This is a genomic window from Aeromonas sp. 604443 (assembly GCF_049170315.1).
GTDB lineage: Bacteria > Pseudomonadota > Gammaproteobacteria > Enterobacterales > Aeromonadaceae > Aeromonas > Aeromonas veronii_A.
The window spans coordinates 208075-230660 of the sequence record NZ_JAAKMI010000005.1 but is presented as its reverse complement, the minus strand read 5'-3'; the positions used below and the strand labels follow the sequence as shown (position 1 = coordinate 230660).

Annotated in this window: 20 protein-coding genes; 12 read left to right on the top strand and 8 right to left on the bottom strand. The window is 59.6% G+C overall.

Annotation, left to right across the window (positions count from 1 at the left end):
* Nucleotides 1–74: 74 nt before the first annotated feature.
* Genes G5380_RS10030 through G5380_RS10020 form a run of 3 tightly spaced genes read right to left on the bottom strand, consistent with a single transcriptional unit; the run spans nt 75 to nt 2127 of the window.
* On the bottom strand, nt 75–1292 hold the full coding sequence (locus tag G5380_RS10030; protein ID WP_421208829.1) for a hypothetical protein: 1218 nt from the start codon (nt 1290–1292) through the stop codon (nt 75–77).
* A gap of 6 nt (nt 1293–1298) precedes the next feature.
* Nucleotides 1299–1508, bottom strand: a complete 210-nt coding sequence (locus G5380_RS10025; protein WP_201949611.1) for a helix-turn-helix domain-containing protein — start codon at nt 1506–1508, stop codon at nt 1299–1301.
* A 7-nt stretch (nt 1509–1515) separates the two neighbouring features.
* Nucleotides 1516–2127 carry a DUF2975 domain-containing protein gene (locus G5380_RS10020; RefSeq protein WP_421258066.1) on the bottom strand — a complete coding sequence of 204 codons (612 nt, stop codon included), beginning with the start codon at nt 2125–2127 and terminating at the stop codon, nt 1516–1518.
* A gap of 344 nt (nt 2128–2471) precedes the next feature.
* Here G5380_RS10020 and G5380_RS10015 point away from each other — a divergent pair, with 344 nt between their 5' ends.
* Nucleotides 2472–5927, top strand: a complete 3456-nt coding sequence (locus G5380_RS10015; RefSeq protein WP_421352707.1) for a NahK/ErcS family hybrid sensor histidine kinase/response regulator — start codon at nt 2472–2474, stop codon at nt 5925–5927.
* Nucleotides 5928–5944: 17 nt separating this feature from the next.
* Here G5380_RS10015 and G5380_RS10010 read toward each other — a convergent pair whose 3' ends face one another.
* The gene (locus tag G5380_RS10010; protein WP_421352706.1) at nt 5945–6556 is read right to left on the bottom strand and encodes an arylesterase; all 612 of its coding nucleotides are present in this window, start codon (nt 6554–6556) and stop codon (nt 5945–5947) included.
* A gap of 56 nt (nt 6557–6612) precedes the next feature.
* On the opposite strand from G5380_RS10010, the gene G5380_RS10005 reads away from it, so the two are divergent.
* Complete coding sequence (locus G5380_RS10005; protein ID WP_216952998.1) at nt 6613–7308, top strand: ABC transporter ATP-binding protein; 696 nt, start codon at nt 6613–6615, stop codon at nt 7306–7308.
* Between the two features lie 36 nt (nt 7309–7344).
* Nucleotides 7345–9792, top strand: a complete 2448-nt coding sequence (locus tag G5380_RS10000; RefSeq protein ID WP_421352705.1) for an ABC transporter permease — start codon at nt 7345–7347, stop codon at nt 9790–9792.
* 126 nt (nt 9793–9918) lie between these two features.
* On the opposite strand, the gene G5380_RS09995 is transcribed toward G5380_RS10000, so the two are convergent.
* Entirely contained in the window at nt 9919–10824 is a 906-nt protein-coding gene (locus tag G5380_RS09995) for a TIGR01777 family oxidoreductase (protein ID WP_216953000.1), read from the bottom strand.
* A 252-nt stretch (nt 10825–11076) separates the two neighbouring features.
* Here G5380_RS09995 and G5380_RS09990 point away from each other — a divergent pair, with 252 nt between their 5' ends.
* Complete coding sequence (locus tag G5380_RS09990; protein WP_421352704.1) at nt 11077–12606, top strand: EAL domain-containing protein; 1530 nt, start codon at nt 11077–11079, stop codon at nt 12604–12606.
* Nucleotides 12607–12681: 75 nt separating this feature from the next.
* Here G5380_RS09990 and G5380_RS09985 read toward each other — a convergent pair whose 3' ends face one another.
* Nucleotides 12682–13863: a PLP-dependent aminotransferase family protein gene (locus G5380_RS09985; RefSeq protein WP_005354174.1), complete on the bottom strand. Its 1182-nt coding sequence runs from the start codon at nt 13861–13863 to the stop codon at nt 12682–12684.
* Nucleotides 13864–14069: 206 nt separating this feature from the next.
* On the bottom strand, nt 14070–15137 hold the full coding sequence (locus G5380_RS09980; RefSeq protein ID WP_144714311.1) for a M28 family metallopeptidase: 1068 nt from the start codon (nt 15135–15137) through the stop codon (nt 14070–14072).
* Nucleotides 15138–15411: 274 nt separating this feature from the next.
* On the opposite strand from G5380_RS09980, the gene trmB reads away from it, so the two are divergent.
* From trmB to G5380_RS09945, 7 genes are all read left to right on the top strand, one after another.
* Nucleotides 15412–16125, top strand: coding sequence for a tRNA (guanosine(46)-N7)-methyltransferase TrmB (trmB, locus tag G5380_RS09975; RefSeq protein WP_005335228.1), 714 nt, complete (start codon nt 15412–15414; stop codon nt 16123–16125).
* Between the two features lie 48 nt (nt 16126–16173).
* Nucleotides 16174–16506 carry a YggL family protein gene (locus tag G5380_RS09970; protein ID WP_005348158.1) on the top strand — a complete coding sequence of 111 codons (333 nt, stop codon included), beginning with the start codon at nt 16174–16176 and terminating at the stop codon, nt 16504–16506.
* 122 nt (nt 16507–16628) lie between these two features.
* Nucleotides 16629–17549 (top strand): glutaminase B, encoded by a 921-nt coding sequence (gene glsB / locus G5380_RS09965; RefSeq protein WP_005348151.1) that lies wholly within the window; start codon nt 16629–16631, stop codon nt 17547–17549.
* 29 nt (nt 17550–17578) lie between these two features.
* A complete protein-coding gene (locus tag G5380_RS09960; RefSeq protein ID WP_421352703.1) occupies nt 17579–18874 on the top strand; it encodes a sulfurtransferase in 1296 nt (431 codons plus the stop codon).
* 124 nt (nt 18875–18998) lie between these two features.
* Nucleotides 18999–20174 carry a S8 family peptidase gene (locus G5380_RS09955; protein ID WP_421352702.1) on the top strand — a complete coding sequence of 392 codons (1176 nt, stop codon included), beginning with the start codon at nt 18999–19001 and terminating at the stop codon, nt 20172–20174.
* 113 nt (nt 20175–20287) lie between these two features.
* Complete coding sequence (locus tag G5380_RS09950) at nt 20288–20497, top strand: YgdI/YgdR family lipoprotein (protein WP_129503426.1); 210 nt, start codon at nt 20288–20290, stop codon at nt 20495–20497.
* Between the two features lie 169 nt (nt 20498–20666).
* Nucleotides 20667–21068, top strand: a complete 402-nt coding sequence (locus G5380_RS09945; RefSeq protein ID WP_129503427.1) for a DUF2541 family protein — start codon at nt 20667–20669, stop codon at nt 21066–21068.
* An 83-nt stretch (nt 21069–21151) separates the two neighbouring features.
* Here the strand turns inward: G5380_RS09945 and mog are convergent, their stop codons facing one another.
* Nucleotides 21152–21682 (bottom strand): molybdopterin adenylyltransferase, encoded by a 531-nt coding sequence (mog, locus tag G5380_RS09940; protein WP_005354170.1) that lies wholly within the window; start codon nt 21680–21682, stop codon nt 21152–21154.
* 382 nt (nt 21683–22064) lie between these two features.
* Here mog and G5380_RS09935 point away from each other — a divergent pair, with 382 nt between their 5' ends.
* Nucleotides 22065–22400 (top strand): DUF3135 domain-containing protein, encoded by a 336-nt coding sequence (locus G5380_RS09935; protein WP_421205075.1) that lies wholly within the window; start codon nt 22065–22067, stop codon nt 22398–22400.
* The last annotated feature ends 186 nt before the right edge of the window (nt 22401–22586 follow it).

Below are 22586 nucleotides of genomic sequence, written 5' to 3'. Positions count from 1 at the left end.
TTTGTCTATTTGAATCATCACCTAACAAAAGGGAGAGCCACGGCTCTCCCTTTTTCGTTGTCGCGGTTGCGCTGTTACTGCTGCTCGCCCAGATAGAGGCGGCTGAGGCGGCGCCAGGTGTTCGAGCCGATGGTGCCGGCAAGTAGTTCATTGGAGGCGGCATCAAAGCGACTATCCGGCAGCCAGCCCAGTTGGGGCAGCAGTTGGGCCAGCGTCACGTCATTGTGTTGCAGCTCCCGCTCCAGCGCTTCCCAGAAGGCGCTCCCCTTGACGTAAAAGAGCGGGTAGTAGGAGCGATCGCCAGCCATCACCTCGCGGGCCGCCCGATAGAGACCGCTATCGCTATGGGGCAGCTGTTTGCCCCACTCGGCCAGCTCGTTGACCGCCGTGACTTGATGCAGCCGAAAGCGGCGTAGCGCCTTGATGGCGAGGTACTCGGCGAGGCTCTCGTTGACCCAGGTGGGTTGTGGAGCAGAGTGGCGAGCGCTCAGGATATGCACCGCCTCGTGGGCCGAGGTGCGCAGCAGGCGCAAGGGGGCCTGTGGCGTCGGTTTGCCAGCCTCGGTGGGGTAGTTGGCGACAAACACCTGATCTCCGGCGGTGCCGCCGAGAGAGCGGGTCGCCACATCCCGCCCCAGCCACACCAGTTGCCACGGGTGAGTGGGTGGATCCACATCGAGCTGGAAGGCCAGATAGTCGATGATCTCATTCAGTTGCTGCTGCAAGGCCGGCAGATCGAGCTGATTGGCGGTCTCGTCATGGCTCAGCACCAGCCGCGGATCCGGCTTGGTGACGGGCACAGTTTGCAGACCAAATGGCAAGATCAGCGGTGGCTGGTTGACATCCGGTAACGGTTGGCAGCTGCCATCCGGCAGACATACCTTCCCTTGGCGGCTCCCCTGCTGGCGCACAAAGTTACCCCATTCGGTCAATAGCCACTGGTTGGGAGCGAACAGAAGCGACTGTTGGGCCGAGGCATCCGCACCCACTGTCGGAGCCGGTGTGAGCGTGATCTGCCAGCCAACCTCTTTGCAGGAGAAGGGCTGGTTGAGGGCAACCGGCTGGTTGTCTGCAAGGCAGACCAGCGCGGGGGAAACCGGCGTGGCACTGCCCGGCAACTGACGAGCGGGGAGCAGGGTAAAAGGGGGCTTGCCCTGCATGGTGAGGCGCACTTGCAGCACATTGGCGCTGGCGCCCCGCTCGATAAGATAGCGGGGGCCGCTCGCGTCATTGCCAGCGCAGGCCCACAGCGGCAGCAGCCACAGGGCAAACAGGGTGATATGACGACTCATAAGGGGTTAGTGCTCCTGCTCGTAGCCCAGCAGATCGCCGGGCTGGCAATTGAGTTCACGGCAGATGGCCTCCAGAGTGGAGAAGCGCACCGCCTTGGCGTGGCCATTCTTGAGGATCGAGAGGTTGGCCTCGGTGATGTCGATGCGCTGGGCCAGTTCGCGGGCGGTCATTTTGCGCTCGGCCAGCAGGGCATCGAGCCGGATGATAATGGGCATGGGATCCTCACACCGTCAGTTGTTGTTCATCGGCCAGCTGCTTTGCTTCCCGCATCACCAGTGCCAGCGCCGAGACGATCAATCCACCCAGCAGCAGCTGAAAGTTTGAGGAGCTGATATTGATGGTGCAGTACAGTTCAGGGCCATGCAGAGTGAGCACTATATCCAGCAGTGGCGTGGTGATGATCTCGGCGATGAAACTGGCACACAGCAGCAGTCCGATCATTTTGTAACGACGGATCTGGCCGAAGGTGAACAGCATAGCGCGTCGATAGCCACGAAACAGCTGGAGCAGTTGCCACAGGATGAGCATGAAAACTACATCAGGCAGCAGCATGACCAGGGTCGCCAGCAGGCGGGTTCCCATACTGAGGGAGTAGTCGGCAATCGAGGGGGCCGGAGTGGTCACTACTGGCGAGGGCATGTTCAGTGGGACATTGCTGAGTGTGGAACCGTCATTCACTGCCAGGGCATCGACCAGCTCCTGATGCAGATAGTCGTTGCCACCCAACAGGTGTGACCAGGCTCCCATGACGGTCATAAGTGGTGTGGCCACCAGTGCAAATAGCAGAACCCACTCGATCAGGCCGCTCATTCGTTCGAGCTTGTTGTGTTTCATCGTTTATCTCCAGATGGAATGTGACAGAAAGATTAGGGCCATGAACGGTGCTGCCAGCAGGGTCAGCAGCAGGAACCATTCGATGAGGTCGCTGATGTGTCCGAGCGTGTGGTGTTTCATCGTTTCACCTCTTGCTTGAAAGAGAAAGATGGAGCGTGCGCGCATGAAATTATTGTTTATCAATAAACAGGCGCTAGTGTTTATCGTTTTACGATATAGTGTCAAGGCTGAATTTATTGAAAAACGATAAATTCAATCTGACTGCAGGGGGATGACTTTTGGCTGTCGCCTCTCTAGACTGGCGAGGTTGTATACAAAAACTCAACATCTACAAGGGGTTATCGATGCACCAGGGATGGCTGCTGATCGGATTGTCGCTCACCTATCTTGGGCTGCTGTTTCTGATCGCCTTCGTGGCAGACAAGCACAAACGGCACCGTCTCAAGGGGCAACCGCTGCTCTACAGCCTGTCGCTGGCGGTCTACTGCACTTCCTGGACCTTCTTCGGCACAGTGGGGCAGGCGAGTGAATCCCCCTGGTCACCGGTGCCCATTTACCTTGGCCCCATGCTGGTCTTTCTGTTTGGCTGGCGGCTGCTGGCCCGCCTTATTCTGGTGGCCAAGCGTGAGCACATCACCTCCATAGCCGACTTTATCGCCGCCCGTTACGGCAAATCCCAGCGGCTTGCCATGGTGATCGCCCTCATCGCCATCATGGGGATCCTCCCCTATCTGGTATTGCAGCTCAAAGCCATCGTCACCGGGCTGGATCTGCTGATGGTCAACAGTGGCGGCATCAGCCCGACCAGCAATACCAGCGAGTTGGCGCTCGGGGTTACCCTGCTGCTGGCGCTGTTCAGCATCCTGTTCGGCACCCGCCATCTCGATGCCACCGAGCACCACAGGGGGATGGTGGTGGCCATCGCCTTCGAATCGGTGGTCAAATTGCTGGCCTTTATCGCGGTGGGGGGCTTCGCCCTCTGGCTGATCCTGAGCAAACCGGGCGAGGCTCACGAGCAGGTGACCCGCGACTTTTTTGCACAGGTGGTGGCGGTGAGCCCCGGCAACCTGCTGGAGCTTGCCATCTATACGGTGCTGGCGATGTGCGCCGTCATCTGCCTGCCGCGCCAGTTTCATGTGACTGTGGTGGAGAACAATCAGGGGCAGGATCTGCACTGGGCGCGCTGGATCTTCCCGCTCTACCTGTTCGTGATGGGGCTCTTTATCTGGCCGCTGGCGCTGGCGGGCAAGCAGTGGGTGGGTGCCGACATGGCCTCCGACACCTATGTGATCAGTTTGCCGATGGCACTCGGGTTCGATGGCATGGCGATGCTGGCGTTTCTCGGCGGCACCTCGGCGGCCACTGGCATGGTGATCGTCTGCACCATCGCGTTGGCGATCATGGTGAGCAACGATCTGGTGCTGCCGGTGCTGCTGCGCCGCTTCTGGCGGCAGGGGCGTGACGAGCGGCTGGTACGGCTGCTGTTGCAGGTGCGCCGTGGCGCCATCCTGCTGATCTTGCTGGCGGCCTGGGGGCTCTACCTTTGGCTCGGCGATCTCACCAGCTTGTCGCGCATCGGCTATCTCTCTTTTGGCGCGGTGGCCCAGTTTGCGCCAGCCCTGCTGCTCGGTCTTTACTGGCGTCACGGCAATCGCAAGGGGGTCTATCTTGGGTTGAGCCTCGGGGTGAGCCTCTGGTTCGTCACCCTGCTGGTGGAGAGCGGGCTGCTGGCCGGTTCACCGCTGACCGAACTGCTGGCACCGCCGGACTGGCCCGCATTTCGCGAGCTGAGTCTCGGAGCCTGGTGCATCTTCCTGAGCCTGCTATTCAACCTGCTCGGTTATGTGGCGGGCTCGCTGCTGTCGCGCCCTGCGGTGAGCGAGCGGCTGCAGGCGGCCAACTTTGTCGGCAAGCCGAGTCGCGATACCGCCGCCCTCTATCAGGCGCGGGTCTCGGTCAAGGAGCTGGAGATGCTGGCGGCCCGCTTTGTCGGCTCAAGCCGGGTCAAACGCGCCTTTGGTCGTTTCGCCGGTGAGCGGGGCGGCACCCTGGCGCCCCAGATGCAGGCTTCGGCCGAGCTTATCGCTCACACCGAGCGGCTGCTGGCGGGGGTGTTTGGTACCTCATCGGCACGGCTGGTGCTCGCCTCTGCCCTGCAGGGGCGCAACATGCAGCTCGAGGAGATCGCCACCATCGTCGATGAAGCCTCCGACGTTTTTCGCTTCAACCGCGGCCTGCTGCAGGGTGCGATCGAGCATATCGGGCAGGGGATCTCGGTGGTGGACAGGGAGCTTCGGCTGGTGGCCTGGAACCGCCGTTACATCGAGCTGTTCCACTATCCGCCCGGGCTTATTCAGGCAGGGCGCCCCATTGAAGAGATCATCCGCTACAACGCGCAGCAGGGGCTCTGTGGCCCCGGCGATATCGAGGATCATGTGGCGCGGCGGGTCGCCTTTATGAAGCGGGGCAGCGCCCATATCTCGGCGCGGGAGCGCCCGGATGGGCGAGTAATCGAGATGCAGGGCAACCCCATGCCCGCCGGTGGTTTTGTCATGACCTTTACTGACATCACCCCGTTTCGCGATGCGGAGCGGGTGCTGCGCGAAGCGAACGAACATCTGGAGGCGCGGGTGGCCGAACGTACCCGTGAGCTCTCCGAACTCAACCGCCAACTATTGCTGGTGAACCAGCAGGTGGAGCGGGCCAATCAATCCAAGAGCCGTTTTCTGGCGGCGGTCAGCCACGATCTGACCCAGCCCCTCAATGCGGCCAAGCTGTTTACCTCCTCCCTGCTGGAGATGTTGCCCGATGCTGGCGAGCAGGCCCGCATTGCCCGCCATATCGATGATGCGCTGGGGGCGACCGAGGATCTCATCACCGATTTGCTCGATATCTCGCGGCTCGAAGCGGGCAAGTTCAAGGCCAAGAAGCTCGACTTTGCCCTGCGCGATCTGCTCGACAACCTCAAGGCGGAGTTTGGCGTGCTGGCGCAGGCGGGGGGGATCCACTTTTCGGTGGTGGAGAGCAAGCACGCGGTACACAGCGATGTGCGGCTGCTGCGTCGGGTGCTGCAGAACTTCCTGACCAATGCGTTTCGCTACAACCCGGGGGGCCGGGTGCTGCTCGGTTGCCGCCGGATGGGGGAGAAGATCCGCATCGAGGTGTGGGATAACGGCCCCGGCATCCCGCAGGACAAGCAGGAGGCTATTTTTGACGAGTTCTCCCGCCTCGATCACTCCCGCACCGCCAAGGAGCAGGGGCTGGGTCTGGGGCTTGCCATCGCCCGCGGCATCTCGCAGGTGCTCGGTCATCAGCTCACATTGCAGAGCTGGCCGGGCAAGGGATCGGTCTTTGCGGTGACCCTCAATCTGGCGACCCGGCCGGTCACGGCCCATCAGCTGGCGGCGCCGGTGGTGCGTGACAGCCAGCTGGAAGGTGTAGCCGTGCTCTGTATCGACAACGAGCGGGATATTCTGACCGCCATGAGCACCCTGCTCGGCCGCTGGGGCTGCGAGGTGCGCTGCGCCGTCGATCTGGCCGAAGCCGAGGCGCTGGTGGCAGACGGGTTTGTGCCGAGACTGGTGCTCTCTGACTACCACCTCGACGATGGCAAGACCGGGTTGGAGGCGCTCGCTGCCCTGCAACAGGTGTGTGGCGACGAGCTGGGAGGCATCATCATCAGTGCCGATCGCAAGAGCGAGTTGCAGGCGCAGATCCGCGATCGGGGGTATGGCTATATCAGCAAACCGGTCAAACCGCTCAAACTGCGGGCCCTGATGAACAGCCTGCTGCTGAGTTAAACAGGGGGAGATGTTTCTTATGGCTCCATAAGGGGCTCAATAAAACCGGCTACCTTGTCGCGGATCTTGGGCTGGGCCGCCGGGGTGGGATGAATACCATCGTTCATCATAAGTTCAGGGCGCAGCGCAATATCATCCATAAAGAAGGGCAGCAGCGGCAGATCGTTAGCTTGAGCCAGCTCGGGAAAGATCTGTTCGAACTGGCGCAGATAGCGGGCACCGTAGTTGCGGGGCAGCTGGATTTGGGTCAACACCACACGGGTCTGCAGCTCCTTGGCGAGCGCGATCATGCTGGCCAGATTTTGGCGGGTAATGGTCGGTGCGAAGCCACGCAGGCCATCGTTGCCCCCCAGTTCGATCAGCAGCCAGTCCGGTTTGTGCTCCTTCAGCAGAGCGGGCAGACGGGCCAGCGCCCCTTGTGTCGTTTCACCGCTGATGCTGGCATTGAGCAGGGTGTGTTTGCCCCCCTCTTCCTGCCATTTCTGGTTGAGCAGGGCAGGCCAGCTCTGCTCAACCTGCATCTGATAGCCGGCGCTCAGGCTGTCTCCCAGCACCAGCAGGGTCTGGGCCTGAGCCGACGAGAGCAGGCTGCCGAGGCCAACCAACAAGGCAAACAGAATACGCACCATCAATTCAACTCCCGCTATGGATTGTCATCAAGGGATTGGAACAAAGGATACAGAGCATGAGTTCAACCCCCATTATTGTCGTCAAGGGCCTCGGCAAATCGGTTCGCCTCGGCCAGGAAAGCCTCACCATCCTTGAAGGGATCGATCTGCAAGTCAATAGCGGCGAGACGGTGGCCCTGGTCGGCGCCTCAGGCTCCGGCAAGTCCACCCTGCTGGGATTGCTGGCAGGACTCGATCTGCCGAGTCAGGGGGATATAGAAATCCTCGGCAAATCCCTTGGCGAGCTGGATGAAGAGGGGCGGGCCCGATTGCGCGCCGAACAGATCGGTTTTGTGTTCCAGTCGTTTCTGCTGCTCCCGACCATGACTGCGCTGGAGAATGTGATGCTGCCTGCCGAGCTGCGTGGCGAGCGCCACTGCGAGCCGAGGGCCCGCGAGCTGTTGGCGGCTGTCGGGCTTGGCGAGCGGTTGCACCATCTGCCGCCACGGCTCTCTGGCGGCGAGCAGCAGCGAGTGGCCATCGCTCGCGCCTTTATGACCCGTCCCAGCCTGCTGCTGGCAGACGAGCCGACCGGCAACCTCGACAGCAAGACCGGCGAGAAGGTGATCGAGCTGCTGTTTGAACTCAATCGCAAGCACGGCACCACGCTAGTGGTAGTGACCCATGATCATCAGCTGGCCGAGCGTTGCCAGCGGCAACTGGTCATGACGGCGGGCAGACTGGATCTCGAGGTGGCCCATGATGTGGTGTAACGGGGTGAGCAGCGGATCAGGCGGGAGATGCCAGGGATGATGCAGTGGCGATTGGGATGGCGGCTGCTTCGCCGGGAAGGTTTTAGTGGCGAGCTACGCTGGTTTGTGCTGGCGCTGGCTCTGAGCGTGGCATGCGTCTTGAGTGTGGCGCTGGTAGCTGATCGGCTCGATGCCGGACTCAAGGCCTCAGGCCGCGACTTTATCGGGGCGGATCGGGTGCTGCGCACTGCCGCTGCTCTGCCGGATGGCTGGCTGGCCCGAGCGAAACAGGATGGCTTGGCGGTGCAGATCACCGTCAGCTTCAACAGCATGCTGTTTCATGGCGATGCGTTGCAGCTCGCCTCCATTCGGGCGGTGCCCGATGGTTTTCCCTTCTATGGCAAGCTCACTCTGGAACCTGCCCGCGCCCCGGCCCCCGGCGAGATCTGGCTCTCCGCCCGGGTGATGCAGCTGCTTAAGGCCAAAACGGGGGATGAGCTGGAGGTGGGCAATACGGTGCTCAAGGTGGCCGGTCTGCTTGGCGAGGAACCGGATCAGGGTTTCAGCCCCTTCTTGCTGGCGCCGCGTGCGCTGATCCATAGCGCTGATATCGAGGCGACCGGCGCTCTGCTCCCCGGCAGCCGCCAGCAGTGGCGCTATCTGTTCAAGGGGCCGCGAGAGTCGCTTGCTCGTTACGAACAGTGGCTATTGCCGCAGTTGCAGGCCGGACAGAAGTGGATCAAACCGGATGACAGCGAATCCCGTGTCGGCCGCTCGCTGGCCAATGCCGAGCGTTTCTTCCGGCTTGCTTCCCTAAGCGGGGTATTGCTGGGGGCGTTGGCGATGGGGATTGCTGTGCGCCACTTTGCCGAGCGCCAGACCAATATGGTGGCGCTGCTCAAAACCCTGGGGGCATCCCGTCGCTCGCTCTGGCAACTGATGGGAACCCTGCTGCTGTCGTTGACGCTGATCGGCGCGTTGCTGGGTCTGGTGGCGGGCACTGCCATGCAGTGGATCACCTTGCAACTGCTGGGGGACCTGCTGCCTCCGGATCTGCCGCCCCCCTCTTGGCGCCCCTTTGTGCTGGGCGTGGCAGTGGCGCTCTTTATCACCCTGCTGCTCGCTTTTGTGCCCTTCTTGCGGCTGCTGAAGGTGCCGCCGCTACGGGTGTTGCGTCGCGAGCTGGAGGCGGGGATTCCCCCCTGGCTGGCCCTGCCGGTCGGTCTGCTCGGGCTGTTTGCGCTGGTCTGGGGCTTTACCGCCGATGTGCGGCTGGCGCTGGGTCTGGTGGGTGGTATGGGCTTGCTGATGGGGCTGCTGGCCCTGCTGGCGGCGCTGATGTTGCGGCTGGGAGCAAGAGTGAACGGGCCTCATGCCTTGCGGCTGGCGCTGGCCCACCTGTCGCGCGAGCGCAGCAGCGGCCTGTTTCAGTTGGCGGGCTTTGCGCTGGCATTGATGCTGTTTGGCTTGCTCTGGGCGGCCAGGGTCGATCTGCTGGATGAGTTTTCGGCCCGTCTCCCCGTTGATGCACCCAACCGTTTTCTGGTCAATGTGGCCGAGAACGAAAGGGAGGGGATCCTGAGCGAACTGGCGGCGGCCGGGGCCACCACCTCCGATTTCTATCCCATGGTGCGCGGCAGGCTGACCCATATTGCCGGTGAGGCGGTGGGCGAGGGGGCCAGCAGTGGCCGCGAGGGGGTAGATCGGGAGCTCAACTTCACCACCACGGCTACCCTGCCAACCGACAACAAGCTGGTGGCCGGGAAGTGGCTTGCCGGGTCCGGCGAGGTGTCGGTGGATAGCGAGTTGGCCAAGCGACTCGATATCAAGCTGGGGGACATGCTCGCCTTTACTATCGAGGGGCGCAGCTTCGGCGCCAGGGTCACCAGTCTGCGCAGCATCAAGTGGGACAATATGCGGCCCAACTTCTACATGATCTTCTCCGAGGATCTGCTGGCACCCTTCTCCCGTACCTGGCTTGGCAGCTACCGGCTGCCCGAGGCGGGGCGCACTGCCGAGGTGGAGTTGATCCGCCGCCACCCCACGGTGAGTCTTATCGATGTGGATGACCTGATTGCGCGGCTCACTCAGGTATCGGAGCAGGTGAGCCGGGCACTGGCGCTGATGCTGGGGCTGGTGACAGTGGCCGCGCTGCTGGTGCTGCTGACCCAGACCCAGGCCAGCATGGCTCAGCGTCGGCGCGAACTGCTGCTGATGCGCACCCTGGGTGCCAGCAGCGAACTGCTGAAAAAGATGCTGCGTTGGGAGCTGGTGGCCAGTGGTGCGCTTGCGGGGCTCTGCGCCGCCATGGTGGTGGAGCTCTGCTCCTTTGGCCTGCAGTGGTGGTGGTTCGAGGGGGTGTGGCAGTTCCACTGGGCCATCTGGCTTGGCCTGCCGACTCTGGGGGCGCTGTTGGTGACGCTGGCGGGGCAGGGGATGCAGCGCCAGCTGCTGGCTGGCACCCTGAGCGATCGGCTGCGGGGGCTGGGTCAGGGACTGTTGTAATCCGGCCAGCGCGAGCCGATACACACAAGGTGCAATAGCGCAGCCGCAATAAGCAAGCAGCCCGGCCTTGGTCGGGCTGCTTGCTATGCGAGGTGCTGACGAGTGGACGCAGCGAACAGGTGTGAGTTAGCGGGGCTCGCGCAGCAGATTGGCGAGGGCACTCGGCAGCTCGGGATAGCTGAAGTGGAAACCGGCCTGTTGTAGCCGAACTGGTATCACCTTTTGTCCGGTCAGCAGCAGATCTGCCGCCTCCCCCATCACCAGTTGCAACAGCGGCGCCGGGACGAAGAAGAGGTGTGGACGGTGCAGCGTGGTGGCAAGGGTCTGGCTGAACTCCCGGTTGCTGACCGGATGGGGCGCAGTGCCGTTGAAGATGCCGCTGCACTCTTCGTGCTCCAGTATGAACAGGATGGCGCGCACCAGATCCTGCACATGGATCCAGCTCATCATCTGGCTGCCCGACCCCATGGGGCCGCCGAGTCCGAGTCGGTATGGGGGGAGCATTTTGGGTAGCGCTCCCCCATCCATGCCGAGCACCAGCCCGATCCGCACGATACAGACCCGGGTCTGCTTGCTTTGTGCTTCCAGTGCCAGGGTCTCCCACTGTTGGCAGAGTTGGTGGGTGAACTCGTCGTTGGGAGAGCGGCACTGCTCGTCGAGGGTTTCGGTGCCCTGTCTGCCATACCAGCCGATGGCGGAGGCGTTGATCAGCACCTTGGGCGGCGTTGTGGAGAGCTTGATGAGATCAACCAGCTGCTCGGTCAGCAGCCAGCGGCTGTCGCAGAGCAGCTGTTTACGCGATTCGCTCCAGCGTCCGGCGGCGATGGGTTCACCCGCCAGATTGATCACTGCGTCCACGTCATTGAGGTCATCGAGCCGGTCAAGGTTATCCAATACCTTGATATCGTGACCGAGCAGGGAGTAGGCGCGGCTCCCCTGCCTGCTCAATACCACGACCTCGTGATTGACCTTGAGATGGGCAACCAGCTTGCGGCCGATAAAGCCGGTTCCTCCGGTAATCAGAATCTTCATCGTTGCACGCTCCTGCTGCCGTTTGCTCTACTCTAATGGCGTCGTCCTCCTTCAACAAGTGGACGAGTTTGACACGTTTTGTTCATTCGACTGATGTTAACTCTATCCTCTTCTTGCGACATATTGTTGAACAATAGTTTGAATTGATTGATTTTTGTCGGGTGGACATTTGTTGTTCAATCGCTATTATGGCGACCCTTTCGCCTGTCCACCGGGGCTGTCACCCACCATCCGAGCATCAAAGAGGCCGCCATGCCATTTCGTCGTTTGAAACTTCGCCAGCTTTACTCGAGGATTCTGGTGGCACTACTGATGGGGGGCGGGATCCTGCTGCTGGGGGTTGTTGCCGTTATCTGGCAGACAGTGACCGAGATAGAGCATGATTCCGATTCACGCTTGCAGCATGCCCGGATGATGTTTGATCGCTCCATCGGCCATGCCCGGCAAGCGGCCATCAATGTGGAGGGGATGCTTGGTCACTCCTGCAAGGAGGCGGCACAACTGCTGCGCGAACAGGTGGCCACTGTGCCTGATGTCCGCTCTGCCAATCTGGCTATAGGAAATCGTATCTATTGCACCTCGCTCTATGGTGACTACGATGGCCCCTTCAACCCTGACAGTTATGTGGATGGCAGGCTGCAACTGCTGCCAGGCAATGAGGTCACACCGGATCGCCCCCTGATCGTGCTGCGCCACGAAACGGACAAGGGGAGTGTGCTGATCGGTGTGGATGGCTACTACCTGCGCAATACCCTGGAGATCTCCAGCAAGAACTCCCCGATGGCTCTGGTGGTGGGGCAGAGGGCACTGTTTGGCTCAGGTCAGTTCGGGGCGGCGCCCTCTCCGGCAGAAGAGGGTTATATTGCCCTCGCTTCGGCCGATTTCCCCTATCAGGTCGTCACCCGGATCACGGTGCATGATTACTTGAGCCACGCATGGCGCTACTCCAGAGATACCTTGATCCTCTCTCCACTGCTGGCGCTGCTGATTGGATTCGGCACCTTCAGGCTGATGGGGCGTAGCAGCTCACCAGCGGAGGAGCTCAAGCGGGCGTTGATCGAGGAGGAGTTTATCCCCTACCTGCAGCCGGTGGTCTCCGGTGAGGATGAGCAGTGGCGTGGCTGTGAGGTGCTGATGCGCTGGCAGCATCCCAAGCAGGGGATGATCTCGCCGGATCGCTTTATCCCGCTGGCGGAAGATAGCGGGCTGATCGTGCCCATGACCAGCTTGTTGATGGCTCAGGTGCGCGATCACTTCTCCCCTTATGCCCGCCAGTTGCCGGCAAAGTTTCATTTTTGCTTCAATATCAGCGCCAAACACTTTCAAGATCTCGACCTGTTGACTGACTGCAAGGCGTTTCTCGACGCGTTTAAGGACAATCCCGTTGATTTGGGGCTGGAGCTGACCGAGCGGGAGCTGCTGGTGGCCGATGAGACAACCGCCCGGATGTTTGCCGAATTGCGCAAACTGGGCGTGTTGATCTCTATCGATGATTTTGGCACCGGTCACTCCAGTCTCACCTATCTGCAACAGTTTCAGGTCGATGCACTCAAGATTGATCGGAGCTTTGTAGAGATGATCGGCACGGATGCACTCTCCAGCCATATCGTTGAAAACGTGATTGATCTGGCGAAGCGACTTGAATTGATCCTGATCGCGGAGGGGGTCGAGAAGCAGTCGCAGGCGGACTACCTGCGGGCGCGCCACGTTGACTATCTGCAAGGATATCGCTACGGCCGCCCCATTCCGATGAAGCAGTTTTGCAAGACCCTGTTTGGCTGAACGGGTGAATGGGGAGCATAAAAAAAACCAGCGAGCGCTCGCTGGTTTTTTGTTAATACGGTTTGGCTTGGGCGTTCAGAGCATCCGCTGGAGGGCGCGGGCCAGCCGCTTGACCCCCTCCTCGATGGTCGCCTCATCGACGCAGGAGAAGCTCAGGCGCAGGGTGTTCTTGATTTCGGGGCGTACATAGAAGGGGGCGCCGGGCACGAAGGCTACCTTCTCCTTGATCGCCTCGTCAAACAGCGCCATGGCACTGATGTGGGCTGGCAGAGTCAGCCAGAGGAACATGCCCCCTTCCGGTCGGGTGTAGCTGACGCCGGGCGGGCAGTGACGGGCCAACGCGGCCTCCATGGCAGCGCGCTGGCGGCCATAGACCTCCTTGATCTTCTCCAGGTGAGCGTCGAGGGAGTTGTCGGTCAGGAAGCGGTGCAGCACCTGCTGGCTGAAGGCGTTGCTGTGCAGATCGGTCGCTTGCTTGGCGATGGTCACCTTCTTGCGCAGCCACTCCGGCATCACCATCCAGCCCAGACGGAAGGCGGGCACTACGGTCTTGGAGAAGGAGCCGAGCAGCACGGTATTGTTTGGTGCCAACTTGGCAATGGGGGGCAGATGCTCGCCCTCGAAGCGCAGCTCGCCATAGGGATCATCTTCCACCATCAACAGCTCGTGGCGCACCAGTCGCTCGGCCAGTGCCTCGCGGTTAGCGCGGCTGTAGGAGACTCCGCTCGGGTTCTGGAAGTTGGGCACGCCGTAGAGCAGTTTGGCATTGGAGCCGCTTGCCAGCAGCGCATCCAGCGCCGCCAGATCCAGACCCTCTTCTTCAAGGGTGATCGGCTTGAAGGTGGGCTGGTAGACAGAAAAGGCCTGAATGGCGCCAAGGTAACCCGGCTCTTCGATGATGAGATCCTGACCCTCGTCGATCAGCACCTTGCCCAGCAGATCCAGCGCCTGCTGGGAGCCGCTGGTGATGAGGATGTTGTCCGGATTGATCTGCATGCCGTGGCGGGCCAGATAGCGGTCGGCAATATATTGGCGCAGCGGGGCGAAGCCTTCGGTCGCCGCATATTGCAGGGCAGCAGCCCCCTGTTCGCGCAGCACATCCTGACAGGCCTGATCGATCGCCTTGACCGGAAACAGGTGGGGATTGGGCAGGCCACCGGCGAAGGAGATGATCTCCGGATTGGCGGCAACTTTGAGGATTTCACGGATAAAGGAAGGTTCAACCTTCTCGAAGCGCTGGGCAAAAAACGGCTGCATAGACAATTCTCTCGGCATGTGGGCGGTCGCTCCATTCGACCGCCAGGTTATCCGTTTGTATCAGATTTCAGAAATGAGGCAATGATTGTCACAAAAATCGCCAAAAAAGGGCAGGTTTGGCACCTGCCCGAATTTTACCTGCCCGTGTGGCTCCCATGAATTGAAATGAGTTAGGGCGATCTTGTTTTGTGGACAAGCAACTGACCTTACAAACCCGGTTCCTTGAGGAAGCGGATCATCAGGTCGGTGTTGGCGCCAAGTTGGCTTTCTACTCTGCCAGGGAATAGTTCCGCCATCTTGTCGAGGCGGTCGTACTGGGTGTGCCAGATTTTTCCCCACTGGGTTTCGCTGTCACGATCGCAGGCGCTCTTGGTGGTGGCGTCATAGCAGTCCCACAGCGCTGGATTGGTGCTTTGGGAGTAGCCGTCATAGCCATCAGCGCCGTTGATGGTGAAGTTGGTCGCTTCAACGTAGGCGATCGGCACCCCCAGGCAGGCAAAGGGAGCGTGATCTGACCAGCTGCCAGTCTCCCCTTCCGGATAACCGCTGTAGCTGGGATGAATGGCAAACGGGGTCGCAGTCTGTTTGGAGAGGGTAAGCAGGCGATCCCGCACCTTGGGATCGAAGCTGTAGCGGCTCGGATCTGTGCAGTTGTATTCGGCGACGTCCGAGTGGGCTGAGTGGACGTAGACGATGTCGCCCCCGGCGATGGTGTCGTAGTTCACCATCGCCAGCAGCTTGGCGACGGCGGTGCTGTCGAGGCTGGCGGCATAGGCTTTGGAGCCGTTGAGACCGTTCTCCTCCGCCCCGAAGAATGCAAAGCGAACCGTGTAGGGCAAGGTTTGTCCTTTAAGCGCCTCAGCCACTGCCAGCAGGGCTGCTACGCCAGCGCCGTTGTCGGTGGCTCCTTCAGAACCTTTCTTGTCGCCCGTACTGTCGTAGTGGGCGCCGATCAGGATCACCTTGTCACTTGTGCCCTTGAGCTCAGCGATCAGGTTTTGGGAGTTTTTACTGGCGCCGCTTTTGGTGTAGGTGAAGGGTTGGCGTTGCACATCGTAGCCCCAACCGGTCAGATGGTCCTGGATCCATGCCGCGGCACGAGTTTCTGCCTCTGTCCCCGTGGGGCGCGCGCCAATCCCTTCTGCGGTTGAGCTCAACTGCACCAGATACTCATAGGCCTGCTCGGCGGCAGCAGGGGTTTGTGAGTCATTTGTTGATGTGTCGCATCCCGCAAGCAAAGTGGTGATGGCAAACGCCAATGCTCTGTATTTCATACTGCAATCCTTTGTTGTGTATGGTTTTATTTGCGCAGGCAGCATGTACTCGACGCGTGACCGATTCTGTGAACGGGTCGGCATTTGTCAACTGTTGTCAATGAAATGGAGAGAGATGAGGGATTTGTTTCGCGAAACACTTGCGCCTTGGGCCTATCTTGGGATAATTCGCTCCCCTGTTTTCGCGGGTCGATGAAATGCCGAGCCGCGAGCGGTCCCGCTAGGGATCGGACACAAGATGTATTACCCGGATTGATGAAATAACGAGACCATTATGCCTGTGACCCAAGATGTATTTAACGAAGACGGCAAGTTCATGCGCAAGATCCGCAGCTTTGTCCGTCGCGAAGGCCGCCTGACCAAAGGGCAGGAGAAGGCCCTGGAAGAGCTCTGGCCGGTCATGGGCATCGATTTCGAGCCAAAGCAGCTCGATCTGGTCGCACTGTTTGGCCGTGAAGCACCTGTGGTGCTGGAGATCGGCTTTGGCATGGGCGCCTCTCTGGTGGAGATGGCCAAGAATGCCCCCGAGAAGAACTTCATCGGCATTGAAGTGCACTCCCCGGGCGTGGGTGCCTGTCTGGGTACCGCTCAGGAAGCGGGAGTCACCAATCTGAAGGTGATCTGCCACGATGCGGTGGAAGTGCTGGAGCACATGATCCCGAACGGTTCACTCTCCTGCCTGCAGCTCTTCTTCCCGGATCCCTGGCACAAGAGCCGTCACCACAAGCGTCGCATTGTACAGCCTGCGTTTGCCCAGGATATTCGCCAGAAGCTGGCCATCGGTGGCGTGTTCCACATGGCGACCGACTGGGAAAACTATGCCGAGCACATGCTGGAAGTGATGAGCGCCGCCGAGGGTTACGAGAATACCTCTGCCACCGGCAACTGGGTGCCTCGTCCGGACTGGCGTCCGCTGACCAAATTTGAACAACGTGGCCACCGTCTCGGCCACGGGGTTTGGGATCTGATTTTCAAGCGTGTCAGCTAAGCTGGCACGTCAACACACCTAGCGTATCAACTAACTTGAGGAGCTATCATGGCCAATCGTAGCCGCCGCCTGCGCAAGAAACTGCGCGTCGATGAATTCCAGGAAATGGGTTTCGACATCAGTTTCAACTTCCCGGTCGGCACTGCCGAAGAGACCATCGATGCGGTAGTCGATGCGATGATCGATGAGGTTGTTGAACCCCGTAAACTGGCTTTTGCCGGCTCCGGTCACCTGGCCTGGGAAGGGATGATCTGCACCCAGCAACTGGGCAAGTGTACCGAAGAAGACCGCGCTGCCGTCAAATCCTGGCTGGAAGGCAAGGGGATGGAAGCCGTGGTCGTTACCGAGCTGTTCGACCTCTGGTACGGTGAACCGGCCTGATACAAGGCTGCCGCATCTGGCGCCTTGTTGTGGGTAACTGAAAAATCCCGCCGCTGGCGGGATTTTTGTCAGTGGGGATGGGATCTCCACCGCTGTTTTAGTCATGGAATCGCTTATTGCTTATGGTGTTGTCATCCGAATTACTGGCCAGCATCCTTGAAGAGGTGCGCCCGTTGCTGGGACAAGGCAAGGTGGCCGACTACATTCCGGCACTGGCTCAGGTACCGGCCGATCGGCTTGGTATCGCAGTCTGTACCGTCGAGGGGGAGCTGTTCACCGCCGGTGACGCTTTTGAACCCTTCTCCATCCAGAGTATCTCCAAGGCCCTGAGCCTGACCCTGGCACTCACCCTCTATCAGGAGGAGGAGATTTGGGCCCGGGTTGGCAAGGAGCCCTCCGGCCAGCCCTTCAACTCGCTGGTGCAGCTCGAGTTCGAGCAGGGGATCCCCCGCAACCCCTTTATCAATGCCGGGGCGCTGGTGGTGAGCGATCTGCTGGAGACCCGCCTCACTGCGCCGCGTCAGCGTACCCTAGAGCTGGTGCGCCGTCTTTCCGGCAATCCGGCCATCATGGCGGATCAAGTGGTCGCTCGCTCCGAATATCAGCACTCTGCCCGCAACGCCGCCATCGCCTATCTGATGAAGGCCTATGGCAACTTCGAAAACGAAGTGGACAAGGTGCTGCAAAGCTACTTCAATGCCTGTGCCATTCGCATGAGCTGCGTCGATCTGGCGCGGGCATTCATCTATCTGGCCAACCGTGGTGTGCCATTGGGCGAGAGCGTGCCGCTGCTGCCCGCCCGCACCACCAAGCAGGTCAACGCCCTGCTCGCCACCTGTGGCCTCTATGACGAGGCGGGCGATTTTGCCTATCGGGTCGGCATGCCGGGCAAATCGGGTGTCGGCGGCGGTATCATCGCCCTGATCCCGGGCGAGCTCTGCGTCTGTGTCTGGTCGCCGGAGCTCAACAAAGCCGGCAACTCGCTGGCGGGCACGGCGGCGCTGGAGCTGCTGGCCGAGCGGCTGGGTCGCTCCATTTTTTAACCTTGTTCACTATGAATCGAGAAATCACCATGAAACGACATCTTCGCTTCCTGCAGGCCGCGCTGGCGACCTTACTGCTCTGGTGTGCCCTGCCCGCCGTGGCAGGGGAGTTGCCACCGCTCTCGCTGGCCGATGCCAAGGCCAAACAGGCTGTCATCCTGGATACCCGCGCCAGCTACTTCTATCAGGGGTGGCCGATGGAAGGGGAGAAGCAGGGCGGCCATGTGGCGGGCGCCGAGAACCTCTCAGCCGAGTGGAAATACAGCGATGAAGAGTGGCCAAAGGCGCTCGAGATCAAGGGGCTGAAGGCCGATCGTCCGGTTGCCCTCTACGGTGCGTCCCGCGAAGTGGCCGAGGTGGCCCGTCTGCTGCGCAAGCAGGGGATCAAGCAGCTGTTCGAGCTGCAAGGGTGGCAAGCCGCACCGCGCGAGTCGCTGGCACGCTGGCAGCAGCTGGTCTATCCGCGCTGGTTGGCGGACCTGCAAGAGGGCAAGCCGGTTGCCGCTGCGCCCAAGGGTGACTGGAAGCTGTTTGAAGTGGATTGGGGTTCACCCAAGGCCTACCTCATCAGCCACATCCCGGGGGCCGGTTATATCGATACCAACAGCCTCGAAGAGGAGCCGCTGTGGAACAAGGTCTCTGACGAAGCGCTCAAGAAGCTGCTGCTGGATAACGGCATCCGTCACGACACCACCGTCATCCTCTATGGTCGAAACACCATGGCGGCTGCCCGTGCCGCGCACCTGATGATGTATGCGGGGGTGAAAGATGTACGCCTGCTGGACGGTGGTCTGGATGCCTGGTTTATCCAGCACCTGCGTACCGAAACGGGTCTGCCCAACAAATATGAGCCGGTGAAGGAGTTTGGCGTGGCCATTCCCGCTCACCCCGAGTACTACACCACGTTAAGTCAGGCGAAAGAGCTGCTCAAGCAGCCCGATAGCGCACTGGTCAGCGTGCGTACCTGGGACGAGTTTGTCGGCAACACCTCAGGTTACAGCTACATCAAGCCGAAGGGCGATATCCCGGGGGCCAAATGGGGTCACGGTGGGGTGGATGCCAACAGCATGAGCGACTTCCACAACCCGGACGGCACCATGAAGCCGGCCCGCGAGATCCTCGCCATGTGGGACCAGTGGAACATCGAGCCAACCCAGCAGGCTGCGTTCTACTGCGGTACCGGCTGGCGCGCCTCCGAGGCCTTCTTCTACGCCTGGCTGATGGACTGGAAACGGATCAGCGTCTACGACGGCGGTTGGTATGAGTGGAGTTCCGATCCCAAGAACCCGACCGTGACCGGTGAGCGCCAGCCCGCCAAGTCATGATTGCGCTCTTGCGCTTGAAAGAAGAGGCCGGACAGATGTCCGGCCTTTTTGTATCCGCTCGGACCTGCGCCAGCCTGCCACTACACTTTGCTGGTGGCTATCAGGTCGATGGAAGGAGTGGCTGATGAGACGGATATGGACAGGCCTGCTGGTGGCAGGCGTACTGGCACAGGGGGTAATGGCTGCCGAACGGGCTCGTTATCTGGTGCAACTCAAGCCGGGGGCGGAGGCCGCTGTGCTGGCCCAAAGCAAAGGGATGGGGGGCGAGCTGGCCCTGCAACTGCCCGAGCAGCATGCGCTGGCGCTCTGGTTGCCAGCTGCTGCAGCGACAGCGCTGGCGCGCAACCCCAACGTTCTGTGGGTGGAGCCGGATGCCAAGCGTTATGCCAGTGCCGAGACCCTGCCTTATGGCATTCCCATGGTACAGGCGCCACAACTGAGCGATGGTATGGCCGGAGAGGTGCTGGTGTGCATCATTGACTCTGGCTATAGCGGCAATCACCCGGATCTGCCCCATGGGGCGCAGGTGCAGGGTAGTGACAACGCAGGTACAGGCAGCTGGAGCAGTGACGAAAACGGTCACGGCACCCACGTGGCAGGCACCATAGCTGCCATTGGGGGGAACGACATAGGCGTGGTCGGTGTCTTGCCGAATCAGAGTGTCCCGCTGCACATCATCAAGGTGTTTGGCGCCAACGGCTGGGCCTATACCTCCAACCTGGTGGGGGCTCTCAATGCCTGCAAGCAGGGGATGAGCAGTCGTGGCTTTACTCGCATGGTCATCAATATGAGCCTAGGGGGCAATGTGCCCAGCAAGACGGAAGAGCAGGCGTTCAATCAGGCTTACAGCCAGAATGTGTTGAGTGTGGCGGCGGCGGGCAATGCGGGCAACACCAGCAAGTCCTATCCCGCCTCTTACAGCAGTGTGGTGAGCGTGGCTGCTATCGATGGCAGCAAGCAGTTGGCTTATTTCTCGCAACGCAACGATCAGGTGGAGCTGGCGGCCCCCGGTGTTGCTGTGCTGTCGACCGTGCCGAGTGGTTACGCCAGCTACAGCGGTACCTCGATGGCGACCCCTCATGTGGTCGGGGTCGCCACCCTGGCCTGGTCACAGCGGCTGGAGTGCAGCAATGATCAACTGCGCCAGACCCTGCGCAGCAGCACCCAGGATCTGGGGGCTGTCGGACGGGACAACAGCTATGGCTATGGTCTGGTGCAGGCCAGAGCCGCGGCAGATCGGCTGGCACTTGGCTGTGGTTCCGGTACCGGTAGCAGTGGCAAACCGGGTGGTCGCAAGTAACTGATTTTTGATGGTGATCTCACTTTATTGTGCAAGTTTCCGACTGCCTGCCGGATTGGAGTAGGCTGGATATGACACCCTCGTGGTGAGGGTGAAAGGAGAAGAGTGCGCCTATGAAAAAACTGATGATGATCCTGGTGTGCGCCCTGGGGCTGGTAGCATGCAGCTCCCAATACATCATGAGCACCAAGGATGGCAAGATGATCACCACAGAGAGCAAGCCCAAGCTGGACGAGAGTACCGGTATGTATCGCTATTACGATCATGAAGGGCGTGAGGTGATGATCAATAAAGAAGATGTGACCCAGATCATGGAGCGTTGAGCGCTCATATGCAGTCAGGGCCGCAATATGCGGCCCTTCACATTTTTACCGGCAAATTCCTCCATTTTCTCAGGCAATCGCCCCTCTTTCGCCGCAAATGCGCGTTCGGGTACAGCTTCCGTTATGGTTCGGCCCGTATTATTGCACTCCGTTTTTTATTGGAGGTGTTATGTCCCTGATGTCTATCTGGAATTCCCGTTTTTCCGCGCGCACCCTGCTGGGTGGTGTCTTGCTGGTGGTGGCGTCAGCCAGCCATGCTGGCGATGATCAGTTCACGCTGGGGCGGACTATTTTGCTGGGGGCCGGTGATCATGGTGCGACAATTCCTTTGGTGATTTGCCGTCAGACCAAATATATCAAGGTGAAGGCGGAACGTGATTTGACCCTGGATCGGGTGGTGGTGACCTATGGTGGTGATCGTACCAAAACCATTCGCTTCGATCGGGAGATGAGCAGTGATAAAGAGACCGAGTGGAAATCACTGGGTTCGCGTCGTTGTGTGAAAAAGATCGAAGTGTACGGTAATTCAGAGCGCAGCAAAGCGGGCGTAAAAGTATTCGGCCGTAAATAATCGATGCATTTTGTCTGCGCAAACAGATGAGCTAAAAATAATGGCGAGCCGTGGCTCGCCATTATTTTTTATGGTCGGCTTTGCTATTTTTTCGGCCGAAATGGCTTGATGACAGTTTCATCGCACTCAAGATACGGCCCTTCCATCAAATCGATGCAGTAGGGGATGGCGGGGAATACTGCATCCAGACACTCGCGGATCGATTTGGGCTTGCCCGGCAGATTGACGATCAGGGTATCGTCGCGCAGCCCGGCAGTCTGGCGCGACAGAATGGCGGTCGGCACAAACTTGAGGGATTCGGCCCGCATCAGCTCGCCAAAGCCCGGCATCATGCGATCACACACCGCTTCGGTCGCTTCCGGCGTGACATCCCGCTTGGCCGGGCCGGTGCCGCCTGTGGTGACGATGAGACAACACTGCTCTTCATCCGCCAGCCGGATCAGGGTCGCTTCAATCTGATCCTGTTCATCGGGGATCACCTGATAGACAGGTTCCCACTCCGATGTCAGATAGGCGTTCAGGGTGTCGATGATGGCCTTGCCGGAGAGGTCTTCATAGATACCCGCGCTGGCGCGATCGCTGACGGTGACGATACCGATTTTTGCCTTGCTCATGGTCTGCTCTTGAATGTCCGATAAAAGTGGCAATTAAAATAACATAATCAGTGAGATATGTTAAACCGTCGGAAGGAGCTACTGGTCATTTTATGGATGATAAAGAGTCGAATGAAGCAAAATTAATTTATCCCGGCTTTTATTGGAAATAAAAAACATAAAAAAGCAGCCTAAAATGTCTAAGTGTTTTGCATGCTCTTTCTTTTTTAAGCAAATGTTTGTTTCTGCATGTTATTTCAATGGATGATTTTCATCATGGTTGCCATTTTAATAACGATTACCTGAGTGGTGTGGTGAGCTCTTTGCCGCTCGGTCGTATATAAAGTTTTATATGGCTGATTCCTCAAGTTGTGGAGCCAGCAAGAGTCGCCGAGGAGGGCATATGGAGTTGCCTGATTTTGACACCCTGAAGGAGTTGGCCGCGAGAGAGCCTTCCCGGCTGGATGCGATCCTGGAGCAGCAGATCGACCAGTTGATGGCCCGGGCTAGCCCCGATCAGCAGCGCCGTCTGCGCGGATTGCAGTTCAAGATTGATGGTCAGCGTCGGCTGGCTAAAAACAATCTAGACAGCTGTATCCGGATTGCCAACATGATGCGGGAATCCTTTTATCTGATGCGCAGCGAAATGATCCAGTTCAGAGAAGAGGGAGAGCCTCCGCCTGAAAACGATGGCAGTGGTAAAATAATCCGTCTGGCGGACTATCGACGTCGTAAATAATCTGCAAGAAACTCCTTGGTTGATATTTCAGCCAAATCGGTGAGGTCATAATAAAGGGAATTGCTGACGACCTGATTGTTATGGTTTTTAATGTTAGTCGTAATGTATTTGTGATGTAATCTCTTTTCTCCTTCTTGTAATAAATTATTAGTCAGGTTGTGATTGAGGTGGATGAATAACGGTAAA